The sequence below is a fragment of the Proteus mirabilis ATCC 29906 genome, from assembly GCF_000160755.1.
Taxonomy (GTDB): domain Bacteria; phylum Pseudomonadota; class Gammaproteobacteria; order Enterobacterales; family Enterobacteriaceae; genus Proteus; species Proteus mirabilis.
This window is the reverse complement of the sequence record NZ_GG668576.1, coordinates 223273-248753: the sequence shown is the minus strand read 5'-3', so window position 1 is coordinate 248753 and position 25481 is coordinate 223273. Positions and strand designations below refer to the sequence as shown.

General features: G+C 35.3%; 21 protein-coding genes. 9 read left to right on the top strand and 12 right to left on the bottom strand.

What is annotated here, in order from left to right; all coding sequences use genetic code 11:
- Positions 1-37: 37 nt before the first annotated feature.
- The 10 genes from ahpC to HMPREF0693_RS01105 form a co-directional block, all read right to left on the bottom strand.
- On the bottom strand, positions 38-601 hold the full coding sequence (gene ahpC, locus HMPREF0693_RS01145) for an alkyl hydroperoxide reductase subunit C (protein ID WP_004242845.1): 564 nt from the start codon (positions 599-601) through the stop codon (positions 38-40).
- A gap of 292 nt (positions 602-893) precedes the next feature.
- Positions 894-1601, bottom strand: coding sequence for a hypothetical protein (locus HMPREF0693_RS01140; protein ID WP_026164688.1), 708 nt, complete (start codon positions 1599-1601; stop codon positions 894-896).
- Positions 1602-1882: 281 nt separating this feature from the next.
- Positions 1883-2038, bottom strand: a complete 156-nt coding sequence (locus HMPREF0693_RS19070) for a hypothetical protein (RefSeq protein ID WP_004242841.1) — start codon at positions 2036-2038, stop codon at positions 1883-1885.
- A complete protein-coding gene (locus HMPREF0693_RS01135; protein ID WP_017827809.1) occupies positions 2031-2849 on the bottom strand; it encodes a PadR family transcriptional regulator in 819 nt (272 codons plus the stop codon). Before HMPREF0693_RS01135 ends, HMPREF0693_RS19070 begins: the two co-directional genes overlap by 8 nt.
- Positions 2850-3204: 355 nt before the next feature.
- Positions 3205-5037 (bottom strand): swarming inhibition tyrosine decarboxylase DisA, encoded by a 1833-nt coding sequence (gene disA, locus HMPREF0693_RS01130; RefSeq protein WP_004242838.1) that lies wholly within the window; start codon positions 5035-5037, stop codon positions 3205-3207.
- 513 nt (positions 5038-5550) lie between these two features.
- Complete coding sequence (locus tag HMPREF0693_RS01125) at positions 5551-6576, bottom strand: NAD(P)H-quinone oxidoreductase (RefSeq protein ID WP_004242837.1); 1026 nt, start codon at positions 6574-6576, stop codon at positions 5551-5553.
- Between the two features lie 130 nt (positions 6577-6706).
- A complete protein-coding gene (locus HMPREF0693_RS01120) occupies positions 6707-7591 on the bottom strand; it encodes a 4Fe-4S binding protein (RefSeq protein ID WP_004242836.1) in 885 nt (294 codons plus the stop codon).
- 20 nt (positions 7592-7611) lie between these two features.
- Positions 7612-8484: a dimethyl sulfoxide reductase anchor subunit family protein gene (locus tag HMPREF0693_RS01115; RefSeq protein ID WP_004242835.1), complete on the bottom strand. Its 873-nt coding sequence runs from the start codon at positions 8482-8484 to the stop codon at positions 7612-7614.
- Positions 8481-9110 carry a DMSO/selenate family reductase complex B subunit gene (locus HMPREF0693_RS01110; RefSeq protein ID WP_004242832.1) on the bottom strand — a complete coding sequence of 210 codons (630 nt, stop codon included), beginning with the start codon at positions 9108-9110 and terminating at the stop codon, positions 8481-8483. Before HMPREF0693_RS01110 ends, HMPREF0693_RS01115 begins: the two co-directional genes overlap by 4 nt.
- On the bottom strand, positions 9107-11503 hold the full coding sequence (locus HMPREF0693_RS01105) for a DMSO/selenate family reductase complex A subunit (protein WP_004242829.1): 2397 nt from the start codon (positions 11501-11503) through the stop codon (positions 9107-9109). The genes HMPREF0693_RS01110 and HMPREF0693_RS01105 overlap by 4 nt, the downstream gene beginning before the upstream one ends.
- 565 nt (positions 11504-12068) lie before the next feature.
- Here HMPREF0693_RS01105 and fnr point away from each other — a divergent pair.
- Positions 12069-12827, top strand: coding sequence for a fumarate/nitrate reduction transcriptional regulator Fnr (fnr, locus tag HMPREF0693_RS01100; RefSeq protein ID WP_004248018.1), 759 nt, complete (start codon positions 12069-12071; stop codon positions 12825-12827).
- 142 nt (positions 12828-12969) lie between these two features.
- Positions 12970-13920 carry a universal stress protein UspE gene (gene uspE, locus HMPREF0693_RS01095; protein ID WP_004248016.1) on the top strand — a complete coding sequence of 317 codons (951 nt, stop codon included), beginning with the start codon at positions 12970-12972 and terminating at the stop codon, positions 13918-13920.
- A gap of 82 nt (positions 13921-14002) precedes the next feature.
- Here the strand turns inward: uspE and pntB are convergent, their stop codons facing one another.
- A complete protein-coding gene (gene pntB / locus HMPREF0693_RS01090) occupies positions 14003-15391 on the bottom strand; it encodes a Re/Si-specific NAD(P)(+) transhydrogenase subunit beta (RefSeq protein ID WP_004242825.1) in 1389 nt (462 codons plus the stop codon).
- A gap of 11 nt (positions 15392-15402) precedes the next feature.
- Positions 15403-16932: a Re/Si-specific NAD(P)(+) transhydrogenase subunit alpha gene (pntA, locus tag HMPREF0693_RS01085; RefSeq protein WP_004242824.1), complete on the bottom strand. Its 1530-nt coding sequence runs from the start codon at positions 16930-16932 to the stop codon at positions 15403-15405.
- A 387-nt stretch (positions 16933-17319) separates the two neighbouring features.
- Here pntA and ydgH point away from each other — a divergent pair, with 387 nt between their 5' ends.
- The 7 genes from ydgH (at position 17320) to HMPREF0693_RS01050 (ending at position 25441) form a co-directional block, all read left to right on the top strand.
- On the top strand, positions 17320-18273 hold the full coding sequence (gene ydgH, locus HMPREF0693_RS01080) for a DUF1471 family protein YdgH (RefSeq protein ID WP_004242823.1): 954 nt from the start codon (positions 17320-17322) through the stop codon (positions 18271-18273).
- Between the two features lie 268 nt (positions 18274-18541).
- Positions 18542-19936, top strand: a complete 1395-nt coding sequence (locus HMPREF0693_RS01075; protein ID WP_004242821.1) for an amino acid permease — start codon at positions 18542-18544, stop codon at positions 19934-19936.
- Positions 19937-20426: 490 nt separating this feature from the next.
- A complete protein-coding gene (locus HMPREF0693_RS01070; protein WP_004242818.1) occupies positions 20427-20993 on the top strand; it encodes a fimbrial protein in 567 nt (188 codons plus the stop codon).
- 27 nt (positions 20994-21020) lie between these two features.
- Positions 21021-21695: a fimbrial biogenesis chaperone gene (locus HMPREF0693_RS01065; protein WP_004242817.1), complete on the top strand. Its 675-nt coding sequence runs from the start codon at positions 21021-21023 to the stop codon at positions 21693-21695.
- An 8-nt stretch (positions 21696-21703) separates the two neighbouring features.
- Complete coding sequence (locus HMPREF0693_RS01060) at positions 21704-24097, top strand: fimbria/pilus outer membrane usher protein (RefSeq protein ID WP_004242816.1); 2394 nt, start codon at positions 21704-21706, stop codon at positions 24095-24097.
- Between the two features lie 9 nt (positions 24098-24106).
- On the top strand, positions 24107-25111 hold the full coding sequence (locus HMPREF0693_RS01055; RefSeq protein ID WP_004242814.1) for a fimbrial protein: 1005 nt from the start codon (positions 24107-24109) through the stop codon (positions 25109-25111).
- Between the two features lie 111 nt (positions 25112-25222).
- The gene (locus HMPREF0693_RS01050; protein WP_223231934.1) at positions 25223-25441 is read left to right on the top strand and encodes a hypothetical protein; all 219 of its coding nucleotides are present in this window, start codon (positions 25223-25225) and stop codon (positions 25439-25441) included.
- Positions 25442-25481: the final 40 nt, after the last annotated feature.

The window sequence follows — 25481 nt, the reverse complement described above, 5'->3', positions numbered from 1 at the left end:
TAGCTTCTTTAGTGGCTTGATTCTTATTTAGAATTTTTTAGATTTTGCCAACTAAATCCAGTGATGGAGCTAAAGTTGCATCACCTTCTTTCCATTTTGCTGGGCAAACTTCACCTGGGTGGCTAGCAACATATTGAGCCGCTTTTACTTTACGTAACAGGTCAGCTGCATCACGGCCAATACCTTCAGCAGTAATTTCGATTGCTTGGATGATACCTTGTGGGTCAACAACGAAAGTACCACGATCTGCCAGACCTTCCGCTTCACGCATATTTTCAAAGTTACGAGTTAATGCGCCAGTTGGGTCACCGATCATGCCATATTTGATTTTACCGATAGTTTCTGAGCTGCTATGCCATGCTTTATGAGTAAAATGAGTGTCAGTAGAAACAGAGTAAATTTCTACACCCATTTTTTGGAATTCTTCATAATGATCAGCTAAGTCACCTAATTCTGTTGGACAAACAAAGGTAAAGTCAGCTGGATAGAAGAAGAAAATGCTCCATTTGCCTTCGACGTCCTTTTCAGTCACTTCTACGAATTGACCGTCTTTAAATGCCATGTTTTTGAATGGTTTGATTGGGGTATTAATTAAAGACATTGTATTTCCTCCTGTTTGGTATGAATCTAATGTACCTATTCCAATTGAGAATATCTAATACATTCCTACTATCATATCAATAGGTTTTACCTAATGAGTTTAATAAATTGATAGAGATAGATTAACGAAATGTAGCGACTAACGCAAATGACTAAAAAAAATACAAAAAAACACGATTTAATGACAAAAAAAGCTAATTATTGCTATTTTTAGCAGTAAAACTATAAAATTAACTCTATAAAAAGTAACAATTATTTTTTCAATTTAGCGCTTTTTATCACATATATACAGATCAAATCTCTTTGGCGGTTTTTAAAATAGTATAAGTGCATTTAAAAGCGGCCTGTTGGATCCGATAAATATCTTGTTTATCGGTGGTAGATTGTACAACTGCATCACCGGCTTGAAAACGTTGTAGCTCTCCCCAAGGCGCTTCCATTGCAAACTCAGCGGTTTGTTTTGGAACAATAAAATAATTCATTTCAATCCCTTTAGGGATAAAAACTTGATAGCCTTGCCTTATCGGTGTGATGCTTTTCGCTTTGTCTGCATCAGCCAGATTATAGCGCTGAGCAAATTTATCTTTTCTGACCAGAATTTCTTCATTACCTGTTGCTGGACAAATATTTTGTACAACCCAATCACCCGCTTTGGCTGGCTCCGAAATAGTTTCAACCCCTTCACCTTTTATGTAAGTGGTGATCACTTCCCCTTCTTTTGCAGGTCTGGCTAAAACGGGTTTGGTTTTGATAGCCACACCAGTGATGGCCATTTTCTCCGCTTGAGCAAAATAAGAAATGCGATCTTTTTGAGGTAAATGAGTGAGTGGTTCAGCCACAGAAAATCTAGGTAGCAAGGCAGAGGCGAGAAATAATATTGCTATGCTATTTTTATAATGTTTGTAAGGCATATAGGTACTGTTTATCTTATCTGTCATCTTATTTATCTTATCTATCATCTTATTCATATAGATGCATGGGTAGCATTTTGGTTTTACCATATATCAATGGTATCTCGAATATTATGACAAATTAAAAAATAACAGTATCAATAAAATCAGCAAGTAATGAACTAAGAATAAAAAAGCGAGGAGTCTCACAACTTATAATAAAAAACTAATAAAAAACCACTGAAATAGTTATAAAGTGTCTCATTAGTAGTGAGAACTATTTGAAAAAACAGTGCGTTGAAAAAAATGATGACATGATAAAAGAAATATGCGAGGCAGCATGCTCAAAACGACAGAAGCTATAGCATATGGATAGCCTCTGTCTAGCATTATCATAGTCTACCTGTTTTTCGTAACGCTCGTCGAAAATAGGATACTGGCATTTTAGGACAAATTTGCTCTTTGACGGCTGGATTATTTTCTAGCTCTTCTTTTTCAATATCATTATTTTTGCTTCTGTTCCGTAATGGTGTTTCTGTTTTATTCATCTTCCCTTACCTCAGAGATTAATGCCTCATTAATGGCTTCTATTTTTTCGACTGCTTCATTAAGTATAAAAGCAATGCGTTGCGCTTTTTCTACAGAAAGTTGTTTCAATACTAACTTATGACGTAATACCGCTTTTAATTTTCCTACCGCAAATTCGATTTCCTCAGAAACTCCCCCTGCGTTTTGTGATAAATCACGTGCATAAGCCAGTTTATTTTGAATATTTTTTTCTGTTTCTTGGTTTTCTGCTAAAAATGCTGAACCTTCTGGCGTAATACTATAATTTTTACGGCCTTTTTCAGCGATATTAGCAACAACTAAATCTTGCTCTTCTAATAGTGTCAGTGTTGGATATATAACCCCTGGACTTGGTACATATAGTCCTGAAGATGCTTCGTCTATTCCTCGAATAATTTCATACCCATGGCTAGGTTTTGCCGCAATCATACTCAACAAAAGGACACGTAAATCACCATGGTCAAACATACGTTTTAATTGACGACCTTGGCCTCTTCCTTTTCCTTTACCAGCACCACAACCTCGGCCATGTCGTTTACCATGCTCTTGCTGTTTTTCACCGTGACAACAGCCATGTTCGGCATGATCATTATGCTCATGACTTTGCTCACCCTGTTGGCAACATTTGCCATGACCTTCTTGGTGATGGCCTCTTTCACCATGACAACAATGTTCATTATTGCCATTGTGGTGTTGTCCTCTGTGTTTACCTTTACCACCACAACGTCCGATGCCATGACCACCATTATCGGTGTGTTGTTGATAAAGCGAATGTAACGCTTGGATCATCATAATATTCCCTCATTTTTTAGATATATCGAAATCATTGATGACCAATATAATCCGATATATCTAAATGATCAAGTTTTAGATATATCTATTTACTTTTATCTATCATAAGGAATAGTAACAATATGATTTATCTATAGTTACATTCTATCATTCACGCCTAATTATGAATGATTCTCATTCTCGAGCTTGATTTTATGTGCTATTTATAACGAAAATAAGGAGCTAGACAAACGAAACAAGCAAAGGAAGGAGTAACTTTAGTGACAGCGTCACTTTTATAAGGGTAAACTAAAAAAGTTAGCAACCTTTTCCTTGCTAACTTTTACTATGTTAAATAATAAATAGAACAAAATAGCTATTTTAATGCAGATAGGACAACTTTTTTAATATAGTCGTACCCTGCTTTAATATGCTCTTCACTCCATTTATCAGTGTTTTTTATCGTTAATTGTAAAAGACTTAAGTGGTTAACTTGCTTCCATTCATCTTTACCTAAATGACATTGTTGACAAAACTGAGCAGGTATATCATCGCTATTACGAGCACACAGCACTAATAGGTTGAGATCTGGCTTATATTGGCTCTTTATTTCTAAATTTTTATAAATAGCATTATTTAGCTGATTTTGTATTTTTAAACATTGGTTGCCTTTAAGAGCAATGGCAAAAGTGAGTTTATTAAAATCTGAAACTGGCAAAATATGAATAGCATAAGAGATACCCGATTTTTCAAATTCGTTCTCTTGTTTTAATTGTTGTTCCAGTTTTACTCTAGCTTCCCATTGATTTTGAGCGCATTGCCCATACCCAAAATTATTAAAAGCATATAGCTGATGGATCCCCCACATTGATGCAACCGCAGGTGCTGATTGGATCCCATCAATTTCATCGGGAATATTCCCCTCTTCTGGGCACAGTTTTGGCGGGTTAGCGAGAAAACGACTTAATCGAGCATCTTTTATACAAACAATCCCCGTAGGATAAGGAGAAAATCCCGCTTGAAATGGCTCAAAAGAAACAGAATCAGCTCTTGATAGCTGAGTAAAACTATCATAAATATCTGAGGTTAACTCAAGTAAAGGTGCTTCTTGCTTAAGTTTATCGCACAATATGTTATAAGGGATGATGCTATTATTTTCGTCAAGAAACAGGCTTTTCATATAGCCTAATTGGGATGCATCAATGTGAATATAGAATGAGTTGTTATGTTGTTTTTCACACTCTTCACGTAATTCGAAAAGAGGCTTAAGTTTGTCAATGCTACCGTATGTCGATGAGCCTAACACGCCAATAATACCGAGTATCGGCTCTCCCTGCTCTATTAAGCGAAGCACAATATGACGCGTTTTAGCTATATCTGTTTTAAACTCTTCATCTATTGGTAAGGCAATGAGATTATCATAACCTAACCCCAAGATATCCATCGCCTTCTTCCAAAATTCGAAGCGGTATATCGGTACTAGTAATTTACCTAAATGCATCGTTCTTGTCATGCCGGTGCCACGACAAGTTAAATGGCTGACATCATCAAAAATATCTCGCTCATATAGCTGTTCACTGATGGATAAAATATCAGTGATAGACATATTAAATAACTCAAATGCTTTTTTATCTGCAACCAGATCTCTTGATTTTGGATGACGTGCAATCGCCATCGGCAGTGTTTTTAAATTTCTCAAAGCCCACAAAATTTCATAACAAGCAAAAACATGACTGGTGGTAATATGCCCAAATGCTTTATCTGGTTCAAAACCGATTAGTTTACACAAATCATGAGTTATTTTTTGCTCTTGCTGTTTTTGTATGGGTGAATGTTTGTTAAAAACATTATCAGCATTATAGGCCAGTGCAGAAAGGTAGCCTAATTTCGCCAATCGCATGACGGGAGAGTTGTAATGTGAGAAATAAGGCTCAATCTCAGGTTTATTATTCATTAGCTGCTGGTTTAAATTATTTAAAATATCACCATAAGATCCCTTCACAGCTTTATTTTCAATGGTATTGCTTTTTATTTTGTTCTCTAATCTCTCATTAGTATTTATCTGTGAGTTATTTGGACTAGAATAAAAGGACTCACTATCCATCAACATCTTTACCATCTCTCGATGATAACATGTTAGGGTATCCACGGTTCGGGTATCAAACACACGCTCTGCAGCACTCAGACAGGTTTCTTTGTGATTTGCCATCATCGCACCTATATATAAATTTTTGTTATCAATTTTAATCAGAATTGAGTTTATTTTACGTAAATAATTAGTCTCTTTTTAAATGATATACTACATGATGAGTAAGAATCTTCTTTATTTTATTGATATCAGATAAGATTTTCCAAGTTCGTTCTAAAGTTTTAACTTTTTCATGATAAATGATTTAGTTTTATTAATTAGTTTATAAATTTCATTATCAATTTTGATTTATGCTATTTTTCAAAACTTATTATAATATTTTTACCATAGTCGATACTTAAATCTGTTTTATTTTAAATAAGTGATTTTTTATCTTAGATAAGATGGATTATTAAGTGAGGTTTATTTTTATAATGACGCAAAAAGCACAGGATCATATTAAAGCTTCTTAAATTTTTTATAGAGAATAAAAAAACACATAATATCTTTATTATGTGTTTTTTCAGAATAATCGTGATTGAGAATGAGAATGCTTTTATAACTTATAATAAATAAAATAAATTTATTTTAGCTCTACACCAGTGATTTATTCATATCAATCTCAAGCACTACTTTACCAATTAAGTCACCAGACTCCATTAATTGATGTGCTTTGGCAACTTCTTGTAAAGAAAAGACCGCATTAATAATAGGCTTAATTTGACCTTTGATAATCAACGGCCATACTTGTTGTTTTAATTCTTGTGCTATATGCGTTTTTTCTTCTGGCGTTCTAGAACGCATGGTAGAACCTGTATGAATTAATCGCTTAAGCATCAGTGGCATCATATTTAAGTTTTTAGGGGCCCCTTTCATCATGCCAACTTGGATCACTCTGCCAAATTTCGCCGCAACTTGATAATTTTTTTCCACATAATCGCCGCCGATAATATCAAGTATGACATCAACGCCTTTACCTTGAGTTAATACAGGAATTTCTGTAGCAAAATCTTTCTCACGGTAATTAATAACATGATTAGCCCCTAATTTTTGGGCAACTTCGGCTTTTTCTTTTGAACCTACCGTTGTGTAAATTTCACAACCAAGATTGTGTGCTAACATAATCGCCATAGAGCCAATCCCAGAAGTGCCCCCATGGATCAAAACCGATTCCCCTGCTTTTAACTGACCGAGTTGAAATAGATTTGCCCAAACAGTAAATAAATTTTCAGGTAATGCTGCCGCTTCAATATCGCTTAATCCTTGCGACGGTAAAGCGATATCTTCATGGACTAAACAATATTCAGCATAACCGCCACCAGCAACTAAAGCACAAACACGATCACCTATTGCCCATTTTGTACAATGTTCACCTAATTTCACCACTTCCCCAGCAATCTCTAATCCTAATATAGGAGATGCATCGGCTGGCGGTGGATAACTACCTTGACGTTGAAAAATATCAGGGCGATTAACACCCGCTGCATTAACTTTTACCAACATATAATGAGGGGGCAATGACGGTAATGGGCTATTTTCTAATTGCAGTTTATCAACGCCACCGGGTTCAGTAATAACCACTTGCGTCATAAAAGCAGGTAAGTCATTATTTTTTATCATGATATCACCTTACTTAGAAATGAATGAGATCTTTATCAACAATCACTATCGCATAAAAATAGTCATTTTATTTAAGTAATGATGTTATTGAGATAAATTTATTTTTGCATAGAACAAATTATAAACACTGTTATAGCCATCCCTGTTTTTGATGCTGAGTACAAATCGGACATAAGGTGGCATTAGGCTCCCAAGCAAAAAAAGCAAGGCGGCATTTATCACATTGTGCATCATAATAATGGTAATGTGTCGGTGTGCTATTTTTAGCAATTTGTTCTACGACTTTTATTGATTTTGGAAAACAGACAACTTGGCAGTTCATACAACCGGTGCAACGTTTTTCATCAATGATAAAGCGATTATCTTCGATTGTGATTGCACCTTCATCACACACCTTGGCACATGCAGAACAAAGAATACAACTTTCTTTATCTAATTGAATATGGAACCAGCTATCTTGCGGATAAAGCTGTTTCCTTGCATTTAATCCTGTTTTTACGTGACCTTTATTAAGTGGCTTTTCATCTAATTTTTGTCGAAATAGCATAAAGCGACGACCACTATCGACCGGTTCAGGCTCCACTAAAACTAATTGCCAAATAGGCTCTTGTAAGGTTTTTAATTGCAAATTAAGTTGTGCGAGTATCGGCAGCCACTTATCAACCAAGGGTTCCGCTATTTTCATACCGCGTATTTGATATTGTCGATGCCAAACCAAAAGCTCTTCAATACTGGCCAGTGGTTCATCATGATTAATGACTAATAGATTATCTTGAAAGCTACGTTCATGGGGGGAGATATTTTCTATAGCGTCAACAGGGCAAGTAAATAGACAATTACCGCATTGGAAACAACGCTCATTATCTATTTCAACGTTCAAAAGACTAAAAGTGATAGCGTCCACAGGACAGACTTTTGAACAGCTATCACAAAGGCTTTGTTTGAGGCGTTTCCTAACACATTTATCATTAATGATAGGTTCAGGAGGAAGATCTACCCTAATAAAACGCCTCATACTTCATGACTCCATTACTATTACTTAACAATAAAAAATGCAAATCGGTTAAGTATTTCAGCAATTAACAGGACAATACCACTACTCCAAATTAGAGATAATCCAGAAGTAAATACAGCTATACGATATTTATACAGGCTATATCCCATCATTAATATACTGATAATAGACAATATCCATGCAGATATTCTTAATCCGAAAGTCTCATTATACGCAATTATAGGGGTATGAGGAAAAGTAATTGCATCATTGGTTAATTGTATTTCTGACATCCATGATAAATAAAGTGGTTGCTCTGCCATACGGATAGTCACAGCAAGAAAAATACCAACTAAAGCACTTAATACTATTTTTTTAGCAAGTTCGCCATCAGCAAAGGCTTTAACCCTTATTGAAGTGATTAATAATGTGATCACCGCTCCCGCAGAAAAAACAGAGCCGATAAACATAAAATAGGTATTAACATGCATCCAAGTTATCATCGATGTGCTGTAATAAAGCGAAGCCATACAGAAAATATCCACTAACCCCAGTAAACCGATAATGGCTAAGAGGGTTTTATTCATATGACCTTTTATTAGTACTAGCAAGGTATATAAACATAATGCGCCCAGGTAAAGAGCAGCAAAGATAATCTCACGGCTTAACCATGATGATGATATATGGCGCAAGGCATGAAACGCATTCCACGGATATCCCATATGCAGTGTTGAGGCTAATAATCCTAAGCATCCCAATATAGCACTTGTCAGTAATACGGGGCGCAAAGTGCGTGTTGCTCGTTGATTACCTATTTCTTTCTCTAACCAACAAAAATAGAGGGTAGTAAAAATAGTAACACCAACAGAACTTTGTACTAACAAAGTAAAGGTAACTAATGGCCATTCACTCATGCTTGGTTCCCTCCTTTTTTAATTGCACCAGTATGTGGTTTAATGACCAAATTAGGGTGAGTGATTGTAAAATCAGGTAACCCTTGAACTTGGCTTAAATGACCATATTTAGCGCGTAGATCTTTAATTTTTCCAAACTTAATCGCATTTAATGGACATGTATCAACACAAATAGGATTTTTACCTTCTGCTAATAAATCTACGCAGAAATCACATTTCGACATTTGTCCCGTTTCAGTATTCATTTGTGGTGCACCATAAGGACATGACCATGAGCAATAACCACACCCAACACATTTGCTGGTATCAACACGGACAATGCCATCTCCGGGGCGTTTATGCATTGCTGTTGTTGGACAGTTTTTTACACATATAGGATCGTCACAGTGATTACATGAAATCGTTAATGTGTATGCAAAGACATTATTTTCAAATGCACCTTGCCCATTAGGCGCAAATCCCCCGCCCTGTATTTCATAAATACGGCGAAAACGGCGCCCAACCTCTAAATTATTTTTATCTTTACATGCAACTTGGCATGCTTTACAACCTGAGCAACGAGAAGAATCAATAAAAAAACCAAGCTGTTCATCGCTAACAGGCGCATATTGTTTGAATTCACTCATGCTTTGGTTACCTCAACTAAAACGGTTAAATGTGAATTACCATGGGCTAATGGTGTCATACGTGTTGATGTCAAAACGTTAGGGCACCCACCATGATCAACACCGTCTTTATCAGGAGACCACCAAGCCCCCGCCTGTAAACCAACCACACCAGGAATAATTCGCTCGGTAACTAAAGCGGGTATTTGGGTGATCCCTCTGTCGTTATAGATACGCACCATATCGCCATTTTTGATGCCTCTATTTTGTGCATCAATAGGGTTTATCCACATTTCTTGGCGTTGTACCTCTTGTAACCAAGGGTTAGCATATTGCGTTGAATTAGCTCTATTTTTTCCTTTCCAAGTTAACATTTGTAGTGGATATTTCTCGGTCAATTTATCTTCTGGACCTTCAATTGCAGGAACATAATGAGATAATGCAGGAATATCGACATTATTCATGTCATAGAGACGTTTAGAGAAAATTTCAATTTTTCCTGATGGAGTTGGGAAAGGATGATTTTCTGGATCACGAATATTTTCTTCAAATGCAACAAAAGGTGCATCTTTGAAAAGATAGCGGCGAGTCTTGAGTAATTCATCAAAAGTTGGGAAATCAGGTCTATCTTTAAAGCGTTCTTTGTTAGTATTAACGAGATAAGCTATCCACTCTTTTTCTGTTCGTCCTTCGGTAAAAGCCTCTTTGACTCCCATTTTCTCAGCAACATCGCTGATCCATTCATAATCAGAACGTCTTTCAAAAGCAGGTTCAACGACTTTTTCTGACAGTAAGAAATAGTTGCCCGTTCCCCATGTATTACCGATATTCCAACGCTCTAAAAAGCTCGTTTCTGGTAAAACTAAGTCTGCGTATTTGGCTGACGGAGACATATATAGATCACTAACAACGATAAACTCTACTTTAGATTCATCTTCAAGTAACTTAGCTGCCGCATTAACATCAGGGTTTTGATTGACAAGATAGTTACCCGCTAAAGAAAAGATCATTTTGATATTACTATCAAGTTTATCGACGCCAATAAGGCCATCTTCTGGCGTCACTTTGCTCGCATCCTCAACAGCTTGCATCCAATTCATAATGGATATTTGTGCAGTTACCGGATTTTTGCCAATATTAGGACCACGAATAGATTGACGGTTACCAATTCCGCCATATCCAGCCGCCCAAGCGCCTTTTTTACCCACATTCCCAGTAATTGCTGCTAATAACGTTGAACCACGGGCGGTACGTTCACCACAAATATGACGTTGTGGCCCCCAACCTTGAATTAAGGCCGCGGGTTTTGTCATCGCATATTCACGTGCTAATTGACGGATAGTATTGGCTGGGACTCGTGTGATTTTTGTCGCCCATTCTGGGGTTTTCGCTATACCGTCTTTTTTCCCTAATAAATAAGCCATTAATGATTCGTTAGCTGGCACCCCTTCAGGCATATGATCTTCATCAAAACCTAGCACATATTTATCGATAAACGCTTTATCATGTAAATTTTCGGTCACAATGACATACATCATTGCATCCATCAGTGCATTATCTGTGGTAGGAAGTAATGGGATCCATTGATCAGCTAAAGATTGGGCTGTATCTGAATAACGAGGATCGACAACAATAAATTTGGTCCCATTATTTTTCATTTTTTGAAAATAGTGATTGGTGTGACCAAAAATGGTTTCGTTGGGATTATGTCCCCACAAAATAACTAAAGGCGTATCCGCTAAAGTATCAAGAGAACTTCCTGTTTTAGATACGCCATAAGTATAAGGTGTGACTTTAGCGGTATTCCCTAAGCTCACTGAGTGATAATAAGGAAGATATCCTCCTGTGAGATTAAAGAGTTTTTTCATCATAGTATCACCAGAGAAGATCCCCCCAGTGACGGCGGTATTTACCGTAAGAAAACGACTTGCTGCACCATGCTGTTGAGTTAATCGTGTTACATTATCAGCAATTAAAGAGGTTGCTTCATCCCAAGAGATACGCTCAAATTTGCCTTCACCGCGCTTACCCACACGTTTCATGGGATATTTAAGTCTATCCGCATGATAAGTGAATTTACGATAACCTCTACCTCTTACGCAGGCCCTCATTATCGGCATTTGTTCATCTAAATCAGCATCTGGTCTTGTGGTAATACGGGTAACAATCCCCTCTTTAACATGAGCTCGGATATCACATTTACCACCACAGTCAAAGGTGCTACATGTTGCGACGACAGTAGCAGGTTTCTCATCAATGTTGGCAATAGGTAGGCTTTTATCAAGATTGGCCTGTGCATTTTGTGCGAAAAAAGGCATACTCACTAATGCTGCACTGGCTTGTACAAAATGACGACGCGTTAATGGCATCCCCTCTTGATTAGCAAGCCTTTTTTCTTGTTTTTTTATAGACATATCATTCTCACATAACTATTTTTATTAATGAAAATGATAAAAGATAGTGGATAACCCTTATTGATACATATCAATACCACTTAATAGGTAAGCGAATGTTTCAAAACTCCATTCGTCTTTGTATGGGATCTGCCATTTTATAAGGAAAAGCTAATTCAAGTTAGCATTAAGTTGTATCAAAAATACATTTAGCTAACTTTACTTAGGAAGTGTTAACAGATGATTAATTTCTGTTGGCAAAACGAAAAGTTAAGAAAATAAAGTGAATAAGATGTTAATCCTTGAATAAAATTTCTTGAGTTCCCTCCTAATTTTTAGTTTTACCAAAGATAATTTAGCAAATACCCTATGACTTCCTTAAAAAATCGAATAATATACCAATCGTGTATAGGGTTAGCGCAAATTATTCTAAATAAGTCACCAAACAAAACACGGGCTTAATCAATCTATATCGTTTTTTACATTCAGAATTATTTCTATGCGTACCATTATTCCCCTTACCAATTACAGCAATGTGTGTTAAAATTGACACATATCAATATTTTTATTTGTAATGAGCAAGCTTATGATCCCAGAAAAACGCGTCGTTCGCCGAATCCAATCTGGCGGTTGTGCAATCCATTGTCAAGATTGCAGTATTAGCCAGCTCTGCATCCCGTTTACTTTAAACGAGCATGAGCTTGATCAACTGGATAATATTATCGAGCGTAAAAAACCTATCCAGAAAGGTCAAACCTTGTTTAAAGCCGGTGATGAGCTGAAGTCACTTTATGCCATTCGTTCAGGAACTATTAAAAGTTATACGATCACTGAAGAAGGCGACGAACAGATCACAGGTTTTCATCTTGCAGGTGACTTGGTTGGATTTGATGCCATTATCAACACCGAACACCCAAGCTTTGCACAAGCTCTTGAAACATCAATGGTTTGTGAAATACCATTTGAAACACTAGATGATTTATCAGGCAAAATGCCTAATTTACGTCAACAAATGATGCGTCTAATGAGTGGCGAAATCAAAGGTGACCAAGAGATGATCTTACTGCTATCAAAGAAAAATGCAGAAGAACGTTTAGCCGCCTTTATTTATAACCTCTCTCGCCGCTTTGCGCAGCGCGGTTTTTCACCTCGTGAGTTCCGTTTAACCATGACTCGTGGTGATATTGGTAATTACTTAGGCCTGACAGTAGAAACTATTAGCCGACTATTAGGTCGTTTCCAGAAAAGTGGTATGTTAAGTGTAAAAGGTAAATACATCACTATTGAAGATAGTGAAATGTTAAGTGAACTCGCAGGCAAACTGCCTTCCTCAACAGAAGCTTAATCTTTTACATTACATCACCTATTTTTATAACGGGGCACACAAATTTGTGTCCCGTTTTCTATTTTGTGCTATTGCATTTTAGCTTCTTGGGTTATCTTTAAAAATGTAGATGGATAAATCCAGCCCTAAAGAGGATATAGCAATGGAAAAATATCAAAACCTTCTCGTTGTCATTGATCCTAACCAAGATGACCAACCAGCACTACGTCGTGCTGTTTATATCGTTCAGCGTAATGGTGGGCGGATAAAAGCTTTTCTACCTGTTTATGATCTCTCATATGACATGACCACCCTTTTATCTCCCGATGAACGTAATGCGATGCGCAAAGGCGTGATTAATCAAAAAACCGCTTGGATAAAACAGCAAGCTCGCTATTATCTTGAAGCCGGCATTCAAATCGACATAAAAGTGATTTGGCATAACCGACCGTATGAAGCCATTATTGAAGAAGTGATCACCGATAAGCATGACTTACTGATTAAAATGGCTCATCAACATGATAAGTTAGGCTCCTTAATTTTTACTCCCCTAGATTGGCAATTGTTAAGAAAATGCCCTGCTCCTGTATGGATGGTAAAAGATAAAGAGTGGCCAGAATACGGCACTATTGTTGTCGCCGCTAATCTGTCCAATGAAGAGTCATATCATGATGCATTAAATTTAAAGTTAATTGAATTAACTAACGATTTATCTCACCGTATACAAAAAGATCCAGACGTTCATTTACTCAGTGCCTACCCTGTTGCACCCATTAATATTGCAATTGAGTTACCTGACTTTGATCCTAACCTTTATAACAATGCTTTGCGTGGACAACACCTTATAGCGATGAAAGAGCTTCGCCAGAAATTCTCTATTCCTGAGGAAAAAACACATGTCAAAGAAGGATTGCCTGAGCAAGTTATCCCTCAAGTATGCGAAGAGCTAAACGCGGGTATTGTCGTATTAGGTATTTTAGGGAGAACCGGACTTTCTGCCGCTTTCTTAGGCAATACAGCAGAACAGCTGATCGACCATATAAAATGTGATTTACTCGCTATCAAACCTGATGGCTTTACCTGTCCTATCACTGTCGATTCAGACAACGAATAACGCTTTTAATACTGTATAACAAAACGCCCGCTATCACTTAAATAGTCGGGCGTTTTTTATTAAAGATTATTAGCTAAACAGATCACAAGGCTTTTAAAATCGCATCGACACTGGCTTTAGCATCACCAAATAACATTTGGGTATTTTCTTTAAAGAATAATGGATTTTGTACCCCCGCATAGCCAGTATTCATAGAGCGTTTAAACACGATCACGTTTTGAGCTTTCCATACCTCTAATACCGGCATACCTGCTATTGGACTATTAGGATCGTCTTGTGCGGCTGGGTTAACAGTATCATTTGCACCAATAACTAAAACGGTATCTGTATCAGCAAAATCATCATTGATTTCATCCATTTCTAAGACAATATCGTAAGGTACTTTCGCTTCTGCTAACAATACATTCATATGCCCCGGTAGACGACCCGCAACTGGATGAATACCAAAGCGTACTTTTATACCACGCTGACGAAGCTTTTCTGTTATATCATGTACTGGGTATTGTGCTTGTGCCACTGCTAAGCCATAACCCGGCGTAATAATCACTGAAGTTGAGTTTTTCAATAGTTCAGCAACTTCTTCTGCGGTTGTTTCACGATATTCCCCCATCTCTCCTTCGTCACTGGAGCTGCTACCATCTGTACCAAAACCACCGGCAATCACGCTAATAAATGAGCGGTTCATTGCTTTACACATGATATAAGAAAGAATAGCGCCCGATGAACCCACTAATGCCCCGGTCACAATTAACAAATCGTTGCTTAACATAAAACCAGCAGCAGCGGCGGCCCACCCCGAATAAGAGTTCAACATTGACACAACAACTGGCATATCCGCACCACCAATGGAGGCAACTAAATGCCAACCAAATGCTAATGCAATGACTGTCATCACAATCATTAAAAAGACTTGTAAACCAACACTGTCAGTTTTGACAAACCAGATCATTAATAAAAATGAAATAACTAAAGCTGCTAAATTAAGTTTATGGCGATTAGGCAACATCATAGGTTTGGATGACATTTTGCCACTTAGTTTGCCATAAGCGACAATAGAGCCGGTAAAAGTAACCGCACCGATAAAGATACCTAAAAAGACTTCTGTGAGATGAATGTTGGCCATTACAGGATCAATGGCAGGATTGTGATCTAGATAACTATTAAAACCAACCAGAACCGCGGCTAAACCTACAAAACTATGCAAAATAGCCACTAACTCTGGCATTTGCGTCATTTCAACTTTTTTGGCTAAACGGATACCAATAACGGCACCAATAACCATAGCAACAATGATCCAACCTACATTATCAGCATAAGGCCCAAAGATAGTCGCAAATAACGCGATAGCCATCCCTGCAATACCAAAGTAATTCCCCTGTTTTGAGGTTTCATGTTTGGATAACCCTGCAAGGCTAAAAATAAATAATATTGCGGCGACAATATATGCCGCTGTAACAACACCGCTGGACATAATTGTCTCCCTTATCCTTTACGGAACATTTTCAACATACGTTGAGTGACGGTAAATCCACCAAAAATATTAATACTGGCAATTAAAATAGCGATAAATGAGAAAAAGCTTACCCAACCACCACTACCGATTTGTAGTAATGCACCAACGACAATGATACCTGAAATGGCATTTGTCACCGACATTAATGGGGTGTGCAATGAATGGCTGACATTCCAAACAACGTAATAACCAACAACACAAGAAAGTGCGAAGACAGTAAAGTGTGATAAGAACTCTTTTGGCGCAACATTAGCCAACCATGCGAACAGTAAAAAGGCAATAGCCAATAAACCATATTTTTTCCACGGGGAAATAGGTTTCGCAACGGGTTTTTCTTGGGGTTTTGCTGCAGGAGCTGCTTTAGGTTGCGCTGAAACTTGAATAGGAGGCGCCGGCCATGTCACTTCCCCTGCTTTAATAACGGTAACACCACGAATAACCACATCGTCAAAATCAATATTGATATTACCATCTTTTTCTTTACAGAGTAATTTCAATAGGTTAACTAAGTTAGTACCATAAAGTTGAGATGATTGAGCCGGTAACCGGGCGGCTAAATCGGTATAACCAATAATTTTCACACCATGTTCAGTGGTAAAAATCTCACCAGGAACGGTATATTCACAGTTACCACCATTTTGGGCTGCCAAATCGACCACCACGCTACCTGGTTTCATTGAATCAACCATCTCTTTAGTGATTAAACGTGGTGCAGGTTTTCCTGGAATTAATGCTGTGGTAATAATGATATCAACATCTTTGGCTTGCTCTGCAAATAATGCCATTTCTGCATCAATAAATGCTTTTGACATCACTTTAGCATAGCCATCACCACTCCCCGCTTCTTCTTTAAAATCCAGCTCTAGGAACTCAGCGCCCATACTTTGCACTTGCTCTTTGACTTCAGGTCGAGTGTCAAATGCACGAACAACAGCGCCTAAACTACCTGCGGCCCCAATAGCGGCAAGCCCAGCGACACCCGCACCAATCACCATCACTTTGGCTGGTGGTACTTTACCTGCAGCGGTAATTTGCCCAGTAAAGAAACGGCCAAATTCATGAGCGGCTTCAACAACGGCACGATAGCCGGCAATATTCGCCATTGAACTTAATGCATCTAAAGATTGTGCACGGGAAATACGCGGTACACTATCCATAGCCATCACATTAATCTCTTTTTCAGCTAATTTTTCTAGCAATGGTGCATTTTGTGCGGGCCAGATAAAACTAATTAAAGTCGAGCCTTTTTTGAGTAAAGCAATTTCATCTTCTAGGGGGGCATTAACTTTTAAGATAATGTCGGATTGCCAAATATTTTGACAATCTAAGATCTCAGCCCCTGCTTGTTGATAAGCGTCATTATCGAAACTAGAAGCAATGCCAGCTTCATTTTCTATCGCGACTGTAAATCCTAATTTCAAGAGTTGTGTGACTGTAGCAGGTGTTGCTGCAACTCTTGTTTCGTTAGAAAGTCGCTCTTTGGGTATACCAATTCGCATAATTTTCCCTTCTTATCCATCCGAAAACTGTTAAAATTTCATGGCTAATTTCATTAATATGCAAAAAAATTGTTAAGCATTATCATTCACATGCCATTTATTGGGGTACTAATAACCTACTGAAAATAAAACCAATAATCTAGATCTGTGTAAAGCTAAAATTGAACTTAATGCGATCATTTTAGTCGAAAAGGCATATTAATGAATTATTCACTATATTTAAGTAAATATCTGGTAACATATACTGGTCATTTGACCCAGTGGCTATTCACTAAATAAAATAATGCGACAAACGCTATTATTACATGTAATAATTGCACTCTATGTGATAGATCACTATGTTCAGCACATGACCAATATTAATTGCGCAAGGCGGAAGGATTTTGTATGAAGCTGAAAACCTCAGTCATCGCAGCAGCGGTGTTATCTTTAACTAATATTACTGTTGCGCAGGCTGCACAGGAACTGTCTCCAGAACAAGCGGCAGAGCTAAAACCATTTGAAAGAATTACAGTCATCGGTCGTTTTAATGCGATTTATGAAGCAGCTGACGCAGTATCTCGTCGTGCTGATAAAATCGGTGCTGATAGTTTTTACATTCAAGGTCTAGATGATATCAGTGATAGTGGTAACATGAGTGTGACTGCCGATCTGTATAGAAAAGATGCACCAAAAGCAACTGAAGAAGAATACCGCGTATTTCATGGTGTAAAAGAATTACCAAAACCTGAAGCTATTTTGCTACAGCCTTTTGATACCGTTACTATTCATGGTTACTATCCAACAACACCTGATATTAATAACGAAATCGGGAAAGAAGCAGCAAAAAAAGGTGCAGCATCATTCTTTATTGTCCGTAATATCTCGGTAAATGATGGTGGTAACCAAGAAGTTACTGCTTATATCTATAAAAAAGATGCCCCTAAAAGAGCCATACAGTCTTCAGAAGCCGTGGTTCCTTATGACTCTGATGCGGGTCGAGCGCTTATTGCCGAAGGTGGAAGTGCAGCCAATAAAGTTGAAAAACCAGGACTTGCGTCAAATAGTGACTTTGATAGAAATGTAGGTGTATTTGCTGAAACACAATCATCAGGTAAAAGCGGACGTTACACTGTCACCTTACCTGATGGCACTGAAATTCAAGAGGTTAATAAAGCAGCGGCTGCATTAATGGAACCTTTTGATACCATTACTTTCAGTGGTTATTTTGTGAACTCACCGGAAGTTTCTTATCAAGTTGCTAAACGTGCCGCAGAGAAAGGTGCAAAATACTACCATATTACTCGTGAATGGCAGAGTAATGGTGGTACGGTAACAATCACCGCTGATTTATTTAAATAATCTGTTGTTACTTTCTCTTTTAAAAACCTTGCTCTATGCAAGGTTTTTTTATACTTGTCCAAATAACCTCACTCAATTTCTTATCCTTATGCATAAAATTTATGATTTTATGCATAGACAACCAAGTCAACTCTCCGTAAAATCTCGCTGTTTTTTAGTGGTTTTATCTTTGTCTTAAATTAACAGATTCATATTTATGCTAATTATTAAACCAAAAACAAGAAAATACGCTATTTATTCACAATTTTAATCATGCAGGAACTTATCTTTGAATAAAAAACTTGGTTTAATGTCACTAACAGCGTTAGTGCTAAGCTCAATGGTTGGTGCAGGTGTATTCAGTTTGCCTCAGAATATGGCTGAGGTTGCAAGCCCTGCGGCACTGATTATCGGTTGGATAATAACAGGGGTTGGCATCCTTTTTCTCGCCCTATCATTGTTATTGCTTTCTCGCTTAAGACCTGATCTTGATGGCGGTATTTTTACCTATGCGAAAGAAGGATTTGGTGAATTTATTGGCTTTTGTTCTGCTTGGGGCTATTGGGTCTGTGCGGTAGTTGCCAATGTCTCTTATTTAGTCATCGTTTTCGCTGCTGTGAGTTTTTTTACCGACAGCCCTAATAATATTATTTTTGGTGATGGTAATACATGGCAGGCATTGTTGGGTGAATCAATCTTACTTTGGGTTGTGCACTTTTTAGTTCTACGAGGTGTGCAAACAGCCGCTAGTATCAATTTAATGACCACGATGGCAAAATTAATACCATTGGGGTTATTTATTATTGTTGCCCTACTTGCCTTTAATATGGATATTTTTACCTTTGATTTCGAAGGGATAAAAATGGGCGTGCCCGTTTGGGAACAAGTAAAAAATACCATGTTAATTACTTTATGGGTATTTATTGGTATTGAAGGGGCCGTTGTCGTATCTGCAAGAGCAAAAAATAGAAGAGATGTTGGTTTAGCGACAATATTTGCGGTTGTGATCGCGCTGATTATTTATATTCTCGTTACCCTATTATCTCAAGGATTAGTTAGCCAACCAGAGCTTGCTATGATGAAAAACCCATCTATGGCACCTTTACTGGTTCAACTAATTGGAAATATAGGTGAGATAGTTATTGCCGCCGGCCTTATTCTATCGGTATGTGGCGCTTATTTAAGCTGGACAATTATGGCTGCTGAAGTCCCTTATATTGCCGCATTACACCACTCTTTTCCCAAACAACTGAGTAAACAAAATCACAATGATGCGCCTTCCTCTTCCTTGTGGTTTACTAATTTAGCTGTTCAATTATCACTAGTATTAATTTGGCTTACTGGTAGTAATTACAATACCCTACTGACCATCGCGTCAGAAATGATCCTCGTTCCTTATTTCCTGGTTGGTGCTTTCTTATTTAAAGTTGCCATAGAACGCAGTAGCCGAGGATTATTACTGATAGCAATACCTGCAAGCCTCTATGGTTTATGGTTACTTTATGCATCAGGTGTAATTAATTTATTACTTTCCGTCGTTCTCTATGCACCCGGTGTATTAATATTTTTATATTCACGAAAACAATATAAAGATAAACAGTCATTAAATACTAGTGAAAAAATACTACTGATGATGGTATTAATTGGCGCAATTCCTGCTTGTGGCTATTTAGTATTTAATTAAGATCTATATTCCCCCTTGAGAAAGAAGCAAGGGGGCATCTCTTTCCCTTCACTCCCCTTTTTTTCTACCCAAGCTTCTCTTGTTCATTTCCTTAAGCTTTGTAATTAGAAATTGAATAACGCCATGTTTTGATTACTTAGCAAGTAAATATTATTGATGATGGTTAGGTGCATTATATTAGAAGGGTAAATTGTATGTTGTAACTAATTATTTCCCTAATTGACTACAATTTACCCATATAATTTTTATATAAAATTCATTTTTTATATGATGTTTTTTAAAAAACCAGTGAATAACACAATAAAATATATTATTTTTAGTTAATACAACCATAAGTAACATTATAGACAGACAAATAAACTGGTTTTTCTAACAAAAAGTAGATAAATAAACTTTATTTACTTTTTGTTAGAAAACTATATTATCCACTCCGTCGCAACAAATAGGATAAACCTATTGCATTATCAAATTATTTATTAAAGGAAAAACGATGAAAATAAAAAATCATATCAGATTACTATCTGCATTATTAGTTATCTCTTCTAGCATGAATGTATTAGCAGATAATAGCAAAACAACAGAAAAGAAAAATAACAATATTATTAATTTTAGTGGAACAGTAATATCAACATCCTGCAATATAGATAGCCCTAGTTCTCCTATCACTTTGCCTACAATTAATAAATCGGAAATAGTCTTAGATAAAGATTGGGCCAATGCCAAAAGCAGTACAGGTAGTAATTTTGAAATTAAACTATTAGATTGTGGCAATAATAATGCAACATTAACATTTAACGGCACTGATTTAGCCGGTGAAAATAAAATTATGAAGAATAAAAGCATCACAAATAATAGTGCTAAAGGAGTAGGAATTTTCATTCGTAGTGATGAAGGTAATAAAAATATTATTCATTTAAATGGTAACCAAGCAATAACTAAGAGAATTGAAAATAAAACAGCAACTTATAAATTCCATGCCAATTACGCGAGTTATCTTCCAAATCCAACATCAGGAACTGTCAATACATCAGTAAATTTTACCGTTAAATATTCTTAATTAAAAAAAACACAGGATTATTTTATTATGAAGTATAATGTTTATATTTTATTTATCATAATTCTGTGTTCTACTTTTTTTACACAAGCAAATGTAATTTATAGTGGAACACGGTTTATCTATAATGAAGACGATAATGATATTATTATTAATATAAAAAATAAAAACTCCGCTACTGATTATTTAATACAAAGCTGGATCACAAAGGATGAAAATGATAAAAATACACCTTTTATGATTACCCCACCTTTATTTAAATTAAATAAAGAACAATCTGCAATTTTGCGAATTGCCAAAATCACATCAATAGCTCAAACAGATCGTGAAAGTCTTTTTTATATAAATAGCAAAGCGATCCCTATAGCTGAATCAAAACATAATAGTATTCATATATCAATTAAGTCAGTGTTTAAATTATTTTACCGACCACATGGCTTAACAGAAACAGTTGAAGAAGCGACAAAAAAAATTATTTTTTCTATAAATAATAAAAAAGAAATGATAATAAAAAACAACTCTGAATACTACTTCACTATTATAAATATTTTTTCTAATGGGGAAAAAAAAGAGATCTCAGTCATGCTATCCCCTTTTAGTGAAATTAATATAGGAAAAAATCATTTTGGTACAGCTAAAGTAGGCTGGAGCTATATAAATGATTTTGGTAATGAAGTTAATATCAACATAAAAAATAGCGAATAGTATTAATTATGATAAAGTTATCTCCTATTTCTTTACTCTTATTATTTACGCCCTATGTATATGCAAATGCACTTTACTTACAAGCAATTGAAAACCACAATGGAAATATTGATTTTTCACTCTTGCTTAATGAAAATTTTCTCGAAGGAACCTATAACATAACAATTTATATAAATAACAATAAAAAACAAAATGCTGAGATATCATTTAAAAACAAAAACAATAACTTAACTCCAATAATAACTCTATTTGATTTAAAACAATGGGGAATAAACACCAATTATTACGAGCCTTTAAAAAATAAGTTAGACAACGATATCGTTGACTATGATTTATTAAAAAAATTATTTAATATAAAATTAGAAATTAACAAACAGTCGATTTACTTTAAAGTACCATTAATTGCGATAGAAAAAAACACTTCATATTCCAAAGAAAAATTGGATGATGGTGATAATGCTGCTTTCATTAAATACAACTATCAAGGCCATTATTATAAACAAAATAGTTTAAATGGACAACACATACATAACCTACAGCTATATAATGGAATTAATTTATTTGCATGGCGTTATCGTCAAGATCTAAACTATAATAATAATAATTCTTTTTCTATAAACCAGCAATATGTATATAGGACACTTAGAAATATTAATTCCATTTTAACTATGGGTGATTTCTATGCTTATTCTCCTAACTTAAACACTTATAAAATACTAGGCGTGCAAATCAATAGCGATAATGCAATGAAAGATGGCTCCCTAGTAGGTTATGCACCCATTATAAGTGAAACCGCCTATACCTATGCAGAAGTTAGCATTGAGCAAAATGGAGAAACACTATATAGCACATCTGTACCACCTGGGCCATTTACTCTTAATAACCTTCCCTCTTTAGGTACAAATGGTGAATTAGTATTAATTATAAAAGAAGAAAATGGCGAAGTAAGAAAGAAGAAAATCTGGAATTATTCTTCACAGTATTTATTAAGAAAGAACCAATGGAATTATTACTATACTATGGGTTTAGTAAATAATCCTCAAAAAAGACAGTTTCCTTCTAATAAGAAAAAAGAACTATTAACTCAATTGAATTTAAGCTATGGAGTGAGCAATTATTTAACGACAATGATAGGAGCTGAAAAAAAAGGAGATGATATTAAAGCACTTATTGGAAATACCCTAGGATTAAATATCCTGGGTATAGTCTCATTAGAAAACGCTTGGATAAGAGAGAAATATCATCAACAATATCAGTCCAATAAGATTAATTACCAAAAAGTATTTTCTATGGAAAATACAACTATTTCATTAAACTCATCATTCTACTTTAGATTTAAAGAGAATTATGCTGTAAATAAAGAATATAAGAAATATGATTTAGGATTTCACTTTTCACAATCATTAAATAATAATATTGCTTTAACGTTGGGGTATAATATTGCAACCTATTATCACTCAAAAGAAAAAAGCCAACGACTTTTTATTAATACTAGTTCAAATTATAAAAAACTTTCCTATTCATTAGAGCTAGAGAATAGCAAAGATCAGTACAGCAATAATAATCAATTATCAATTTTTTTAAATTATCCTATTGGTCAAGATCTCTCTCATTGGGCAACAGCAAGGATCAATTATGATAATAGAGAAAAATATTTTCATGAGAATATTTCATTTAGTGGAAATACATTAGAAAATAATCGGTTAAATTATAACCTTGATTTTTCTAAAAATAATAAAGAACGCTTAGATTCATCAATGAAAATTAATTATTTAAGTAGGATAGCCAAACTAAATATAAACTCTCGATTTAATAAAGATAGTTATTCTTTAGGCTATGGACTCAATGGCGGCATTGTGTTTCATAATGGAGGAATAACGTTAGCCCAAGATCTAAATGATAGTTTTGCTATCCTAAATTTTGCAGGTGCTAAGAAAGTAAAAATAATAGGAAAGCCAACAATAGAATCAGACCGAAGAGGTTATTTAATCATTCCTAATTTAACTAGTTATCATAACAATAAGTTCCACATTGATGCAAAATCATTAGATTATAATTATAATATTGATAATTATAGCTATCATTTAATTCCTACTAAAGGAGCTATTATTGCAAAAAATATTAAGGTAACTAAAGGAGAAAGTGCTTTATTTACATTTCACCAAAACATTCCTTTTGGTGCAACAGCCTATGTGAAAAATTCTGATGGCACCCTATCCGATATATCCTATGTAAATGAAGATAATAAATTATATATTTCTAATTTACCTATTTCAGGAAAGATTTTTGTAAAATGGGGAAGTTCCAACAAACAACAGTGCTCATTTAACTATCAATTAAATGATAATGAAAAACAAAATAGAATTTATTTTAAAACTGTAAATTGCATTAAAGAGGAATAATATATAAAAATGAAATACATTATTATTTTAATTTATTTACTCTCATTCCATTGTTATTCTGATGAACCATATAAAAGCTTTAGTAACAATTGCGTTTATGACGATATAACAGACAATGGGTTTATTCCAGTACATAATATTAGATTTAAAGCTAGTGATATTGATTTAGGTGTCGATATTGGCCAACCTATCGCAGAAATGAGTTTTACTGATGCCGCTCTATCTACGTCAATTCTTCATTGTAAAGATAAAGTTGATCTAAAATTAATTATTAATGCAAGGCATTATAAAGATGATATTTTTAAAACAAATATTCCAGGAGTTGGCTTTAAGATATCAGCGAATAAAACACCTTTTAACTTAGTAGGCGATGAGTTTAATGTAACACCTGAATATGCAAATGTCTGTAATGCTCAAACTAGAAAAGAAGGATATAAAAATATATATTGTACTGATAGTTGGCCAAGACTATATATTCAATTAATAAAAATAAGCGAAATCGTTCTAGAACCTCTGAGCGACATATTTGTTATGGATGATTTTCTTGTCTATACATTAGATAATAAAAAATTTACTTATAATAATTTGATTATTGAGAAGCCTCAGAATAAAGTTTGCGAACTTAATATTGAACAACCTAATATTGAATTAGCGCCTGTAGAAAAAAACAGTTTAAGTGATTCAATACCCGCTAATGAAACACATTTTTCTATTGGTGTTATTTGTAACCAAGATACATTAGTTTCATTAAAGCTTGATGCACCTGCTATTTATAAAAGTAGAAATACTAATTTATTAACACTTCTTAATAATGGCACCCCTTCTGGGGTAGGTTTATCAATTAAATATAATGATAATAAATATTATTTAGGTAATGTTATTTATAATAGCGTTCATAGAACACCTTCGACGGAATATACTTTTCCTTTTTCAGTAGGTTATGTGAAAATGAGTGAAAACATCTTGCCTGGCAAGGTAACATCACAAATTAATGTAAACTTAGAATATAAATAATTTATTTCCCCTATGAAAAAACATTTAACTCCTATTATCATGTTATTAATATTACTACCTGTGTTTTCTGTAAATGCTTATTATATCTATGAAACTAGCTGTGAATACATAATGGATAATAATAAATCAAAAGAAAACCAAGAAGTTATATTGAAGATATCAAACTGTCCATCAATAATAAAAAACGCTAATAGTATATTGAATATTAAAAAGAACACTGCTATTTCAATAAAAAATAGCGCAAAAACATCTTTTATCTTAGATAGTAATAAAGTGGTTTTAGCTGACAATATTAATGATCAATTTACCATTTCAGTACATTATCAATAATAGTAGTATATAAACCCACAATGGCCATAACTCACCATTG

Excerpts from the sequence above, each read along its gene's own strand:
- HMPREF0693_RS01115 (WP_004242835.1), bottom strand. The coding sequence starts at position 8,484 with ATGAGTGAATGGCCATTAGTTACCTTTACTTTGTTAGTACAAAGTTCT.
- HMPREF0693_RS01055 (WP_004242814.1), top strand. The coding sequence starts at position 24,107 with ATGAAATACATTATTATTTTAATTTATTTACTCTCATTCCATTGTTAT.
- fnr (WP_004248018.1), top strand. The coding sequence starts at position 12,069 with ATGATCCCAGAAAAACGCGTCGTTCGCCGAATCCAATCTGGCGGTTGT.
- HMPREF0693_RS01135 (WP_017827809.1), bottom strand. The coding sequence starts at position 2,849 with ATGATGATCCAAGCGTTACATTCGCTTTATCAACAACACACCGATAAT.
- HMPREF0693_RS01110 (WP_004242832.1), bottom strand. The coding sequence starts at position 9,110 with ATGAGTGAATTCAAACAATATGCGCCTGTTAGCGATGAACAGCTTGGT.
- pntB (WP_004242825.1), bottom strand. The coding sequence starts at position 15,391 with ATGTCCAGCGGTGTTGTTACAGCGGCATATATTGTCGCCGCAATATTA.
- disA (WP_004242838.1), bottom strand. The coding sequence starts at position 5,037 with ATGGCAAATCACAAAGAAACCTGTCTGAGTGCTGCAGAGCGTGTGTTT.
- HMPREF0693_RS19070 (WP_004242841.1), bottom strand. The coding sequence starts at position 2,038 with ATGAATAAAACAGAAACACCATTACGGAACAGAAGCAAAAATAATGAT.
- HMPREF0693_RS01105 (WP_004242829.1), bottom strand. The coding sequence starts at position 11,503 with ATGTCTATAAAAAAACAAGAAAAAAGGCTTGCTAATCAAGAGGGGATG.
- HMPREF0693_RS01070 (WP_004242818.1), top strand. The coding sequence starts at position 20,427 with ATGAAAATAAAAAATCATATCAGATTACTATCTGCATTATTAGTTATC.
- HMPREF0693_RS01060 (WP_004242816.1), top strand. The coding sequence starts at position 21,704 with ATGATAAAGTTATCTCCTATTTCTTTACTCTTATTATTTACGCCCTAT.
- HMPREF0693_RS01120 (WP_004242836.1), bottom strand. The coding sequence starts at position 7,591 with ATGAGGCGTTTTATTAGGGTAGATCTTCCTCCTGAACCTATCATTAAT.
- HMPREF0693_RS01050 (WP_223231934.1), top strand. The coding sequence starts at position 25,223 with ATGGATAATAATAAATCAAAAGAAAACCAAGAAGTTATATTGAAGATA.
- pntA (WP_004242824.1), bottom strand. The coding sequence starts at position 16,932 with ATGCGAATTGGTATACCCAAAGAGCGACTTTCTAACGAAACAAGAGTT.
- uspE (WP_004248016.1), top strand. The coding sequence starts at position 12,970 with ATGGAAAAATATCAAAACCTTCTCGTTGTCATTGATCCTAACCAAGAT.
- HMPREF0693_RS01125 (WP_004242837.1), bottom strand. The coding sequence starts at position 6,576 with ATGATAAAAAATAATGACTTACCTGCTTTTATGACGCAAGTGGTTATT.
- HMPREF0693_RS01065 (WP_004242817.1), top strand. The coding sequence starts at position 21,021 with ATGAAGTATAATGTTTATATTTTATTTATCATAATTCTGTGTTCTACT.
- HMPREF0693_RS01140 (WP_026164688.1), bottom strand. The coding sequence starts at position 1,601 with ATGGTAAAACCAAAATGCTACCCATGCATCTATATGAATAAGATGATA.
- ahpC (WP_004242845.1), bottom strand. The coding sequence starts at position 601 with ATGTCTTTAATTAATACCCCAATCAAACCATTCAAAAACATGGCATTT.
- ydgH (WP_004242823.1), top strand. The coding sequence starts at position 17,320 with ATGAAGCTGAAAACCTCAGTCATCGCAGCAGCGGTGTTATCTTTAACT.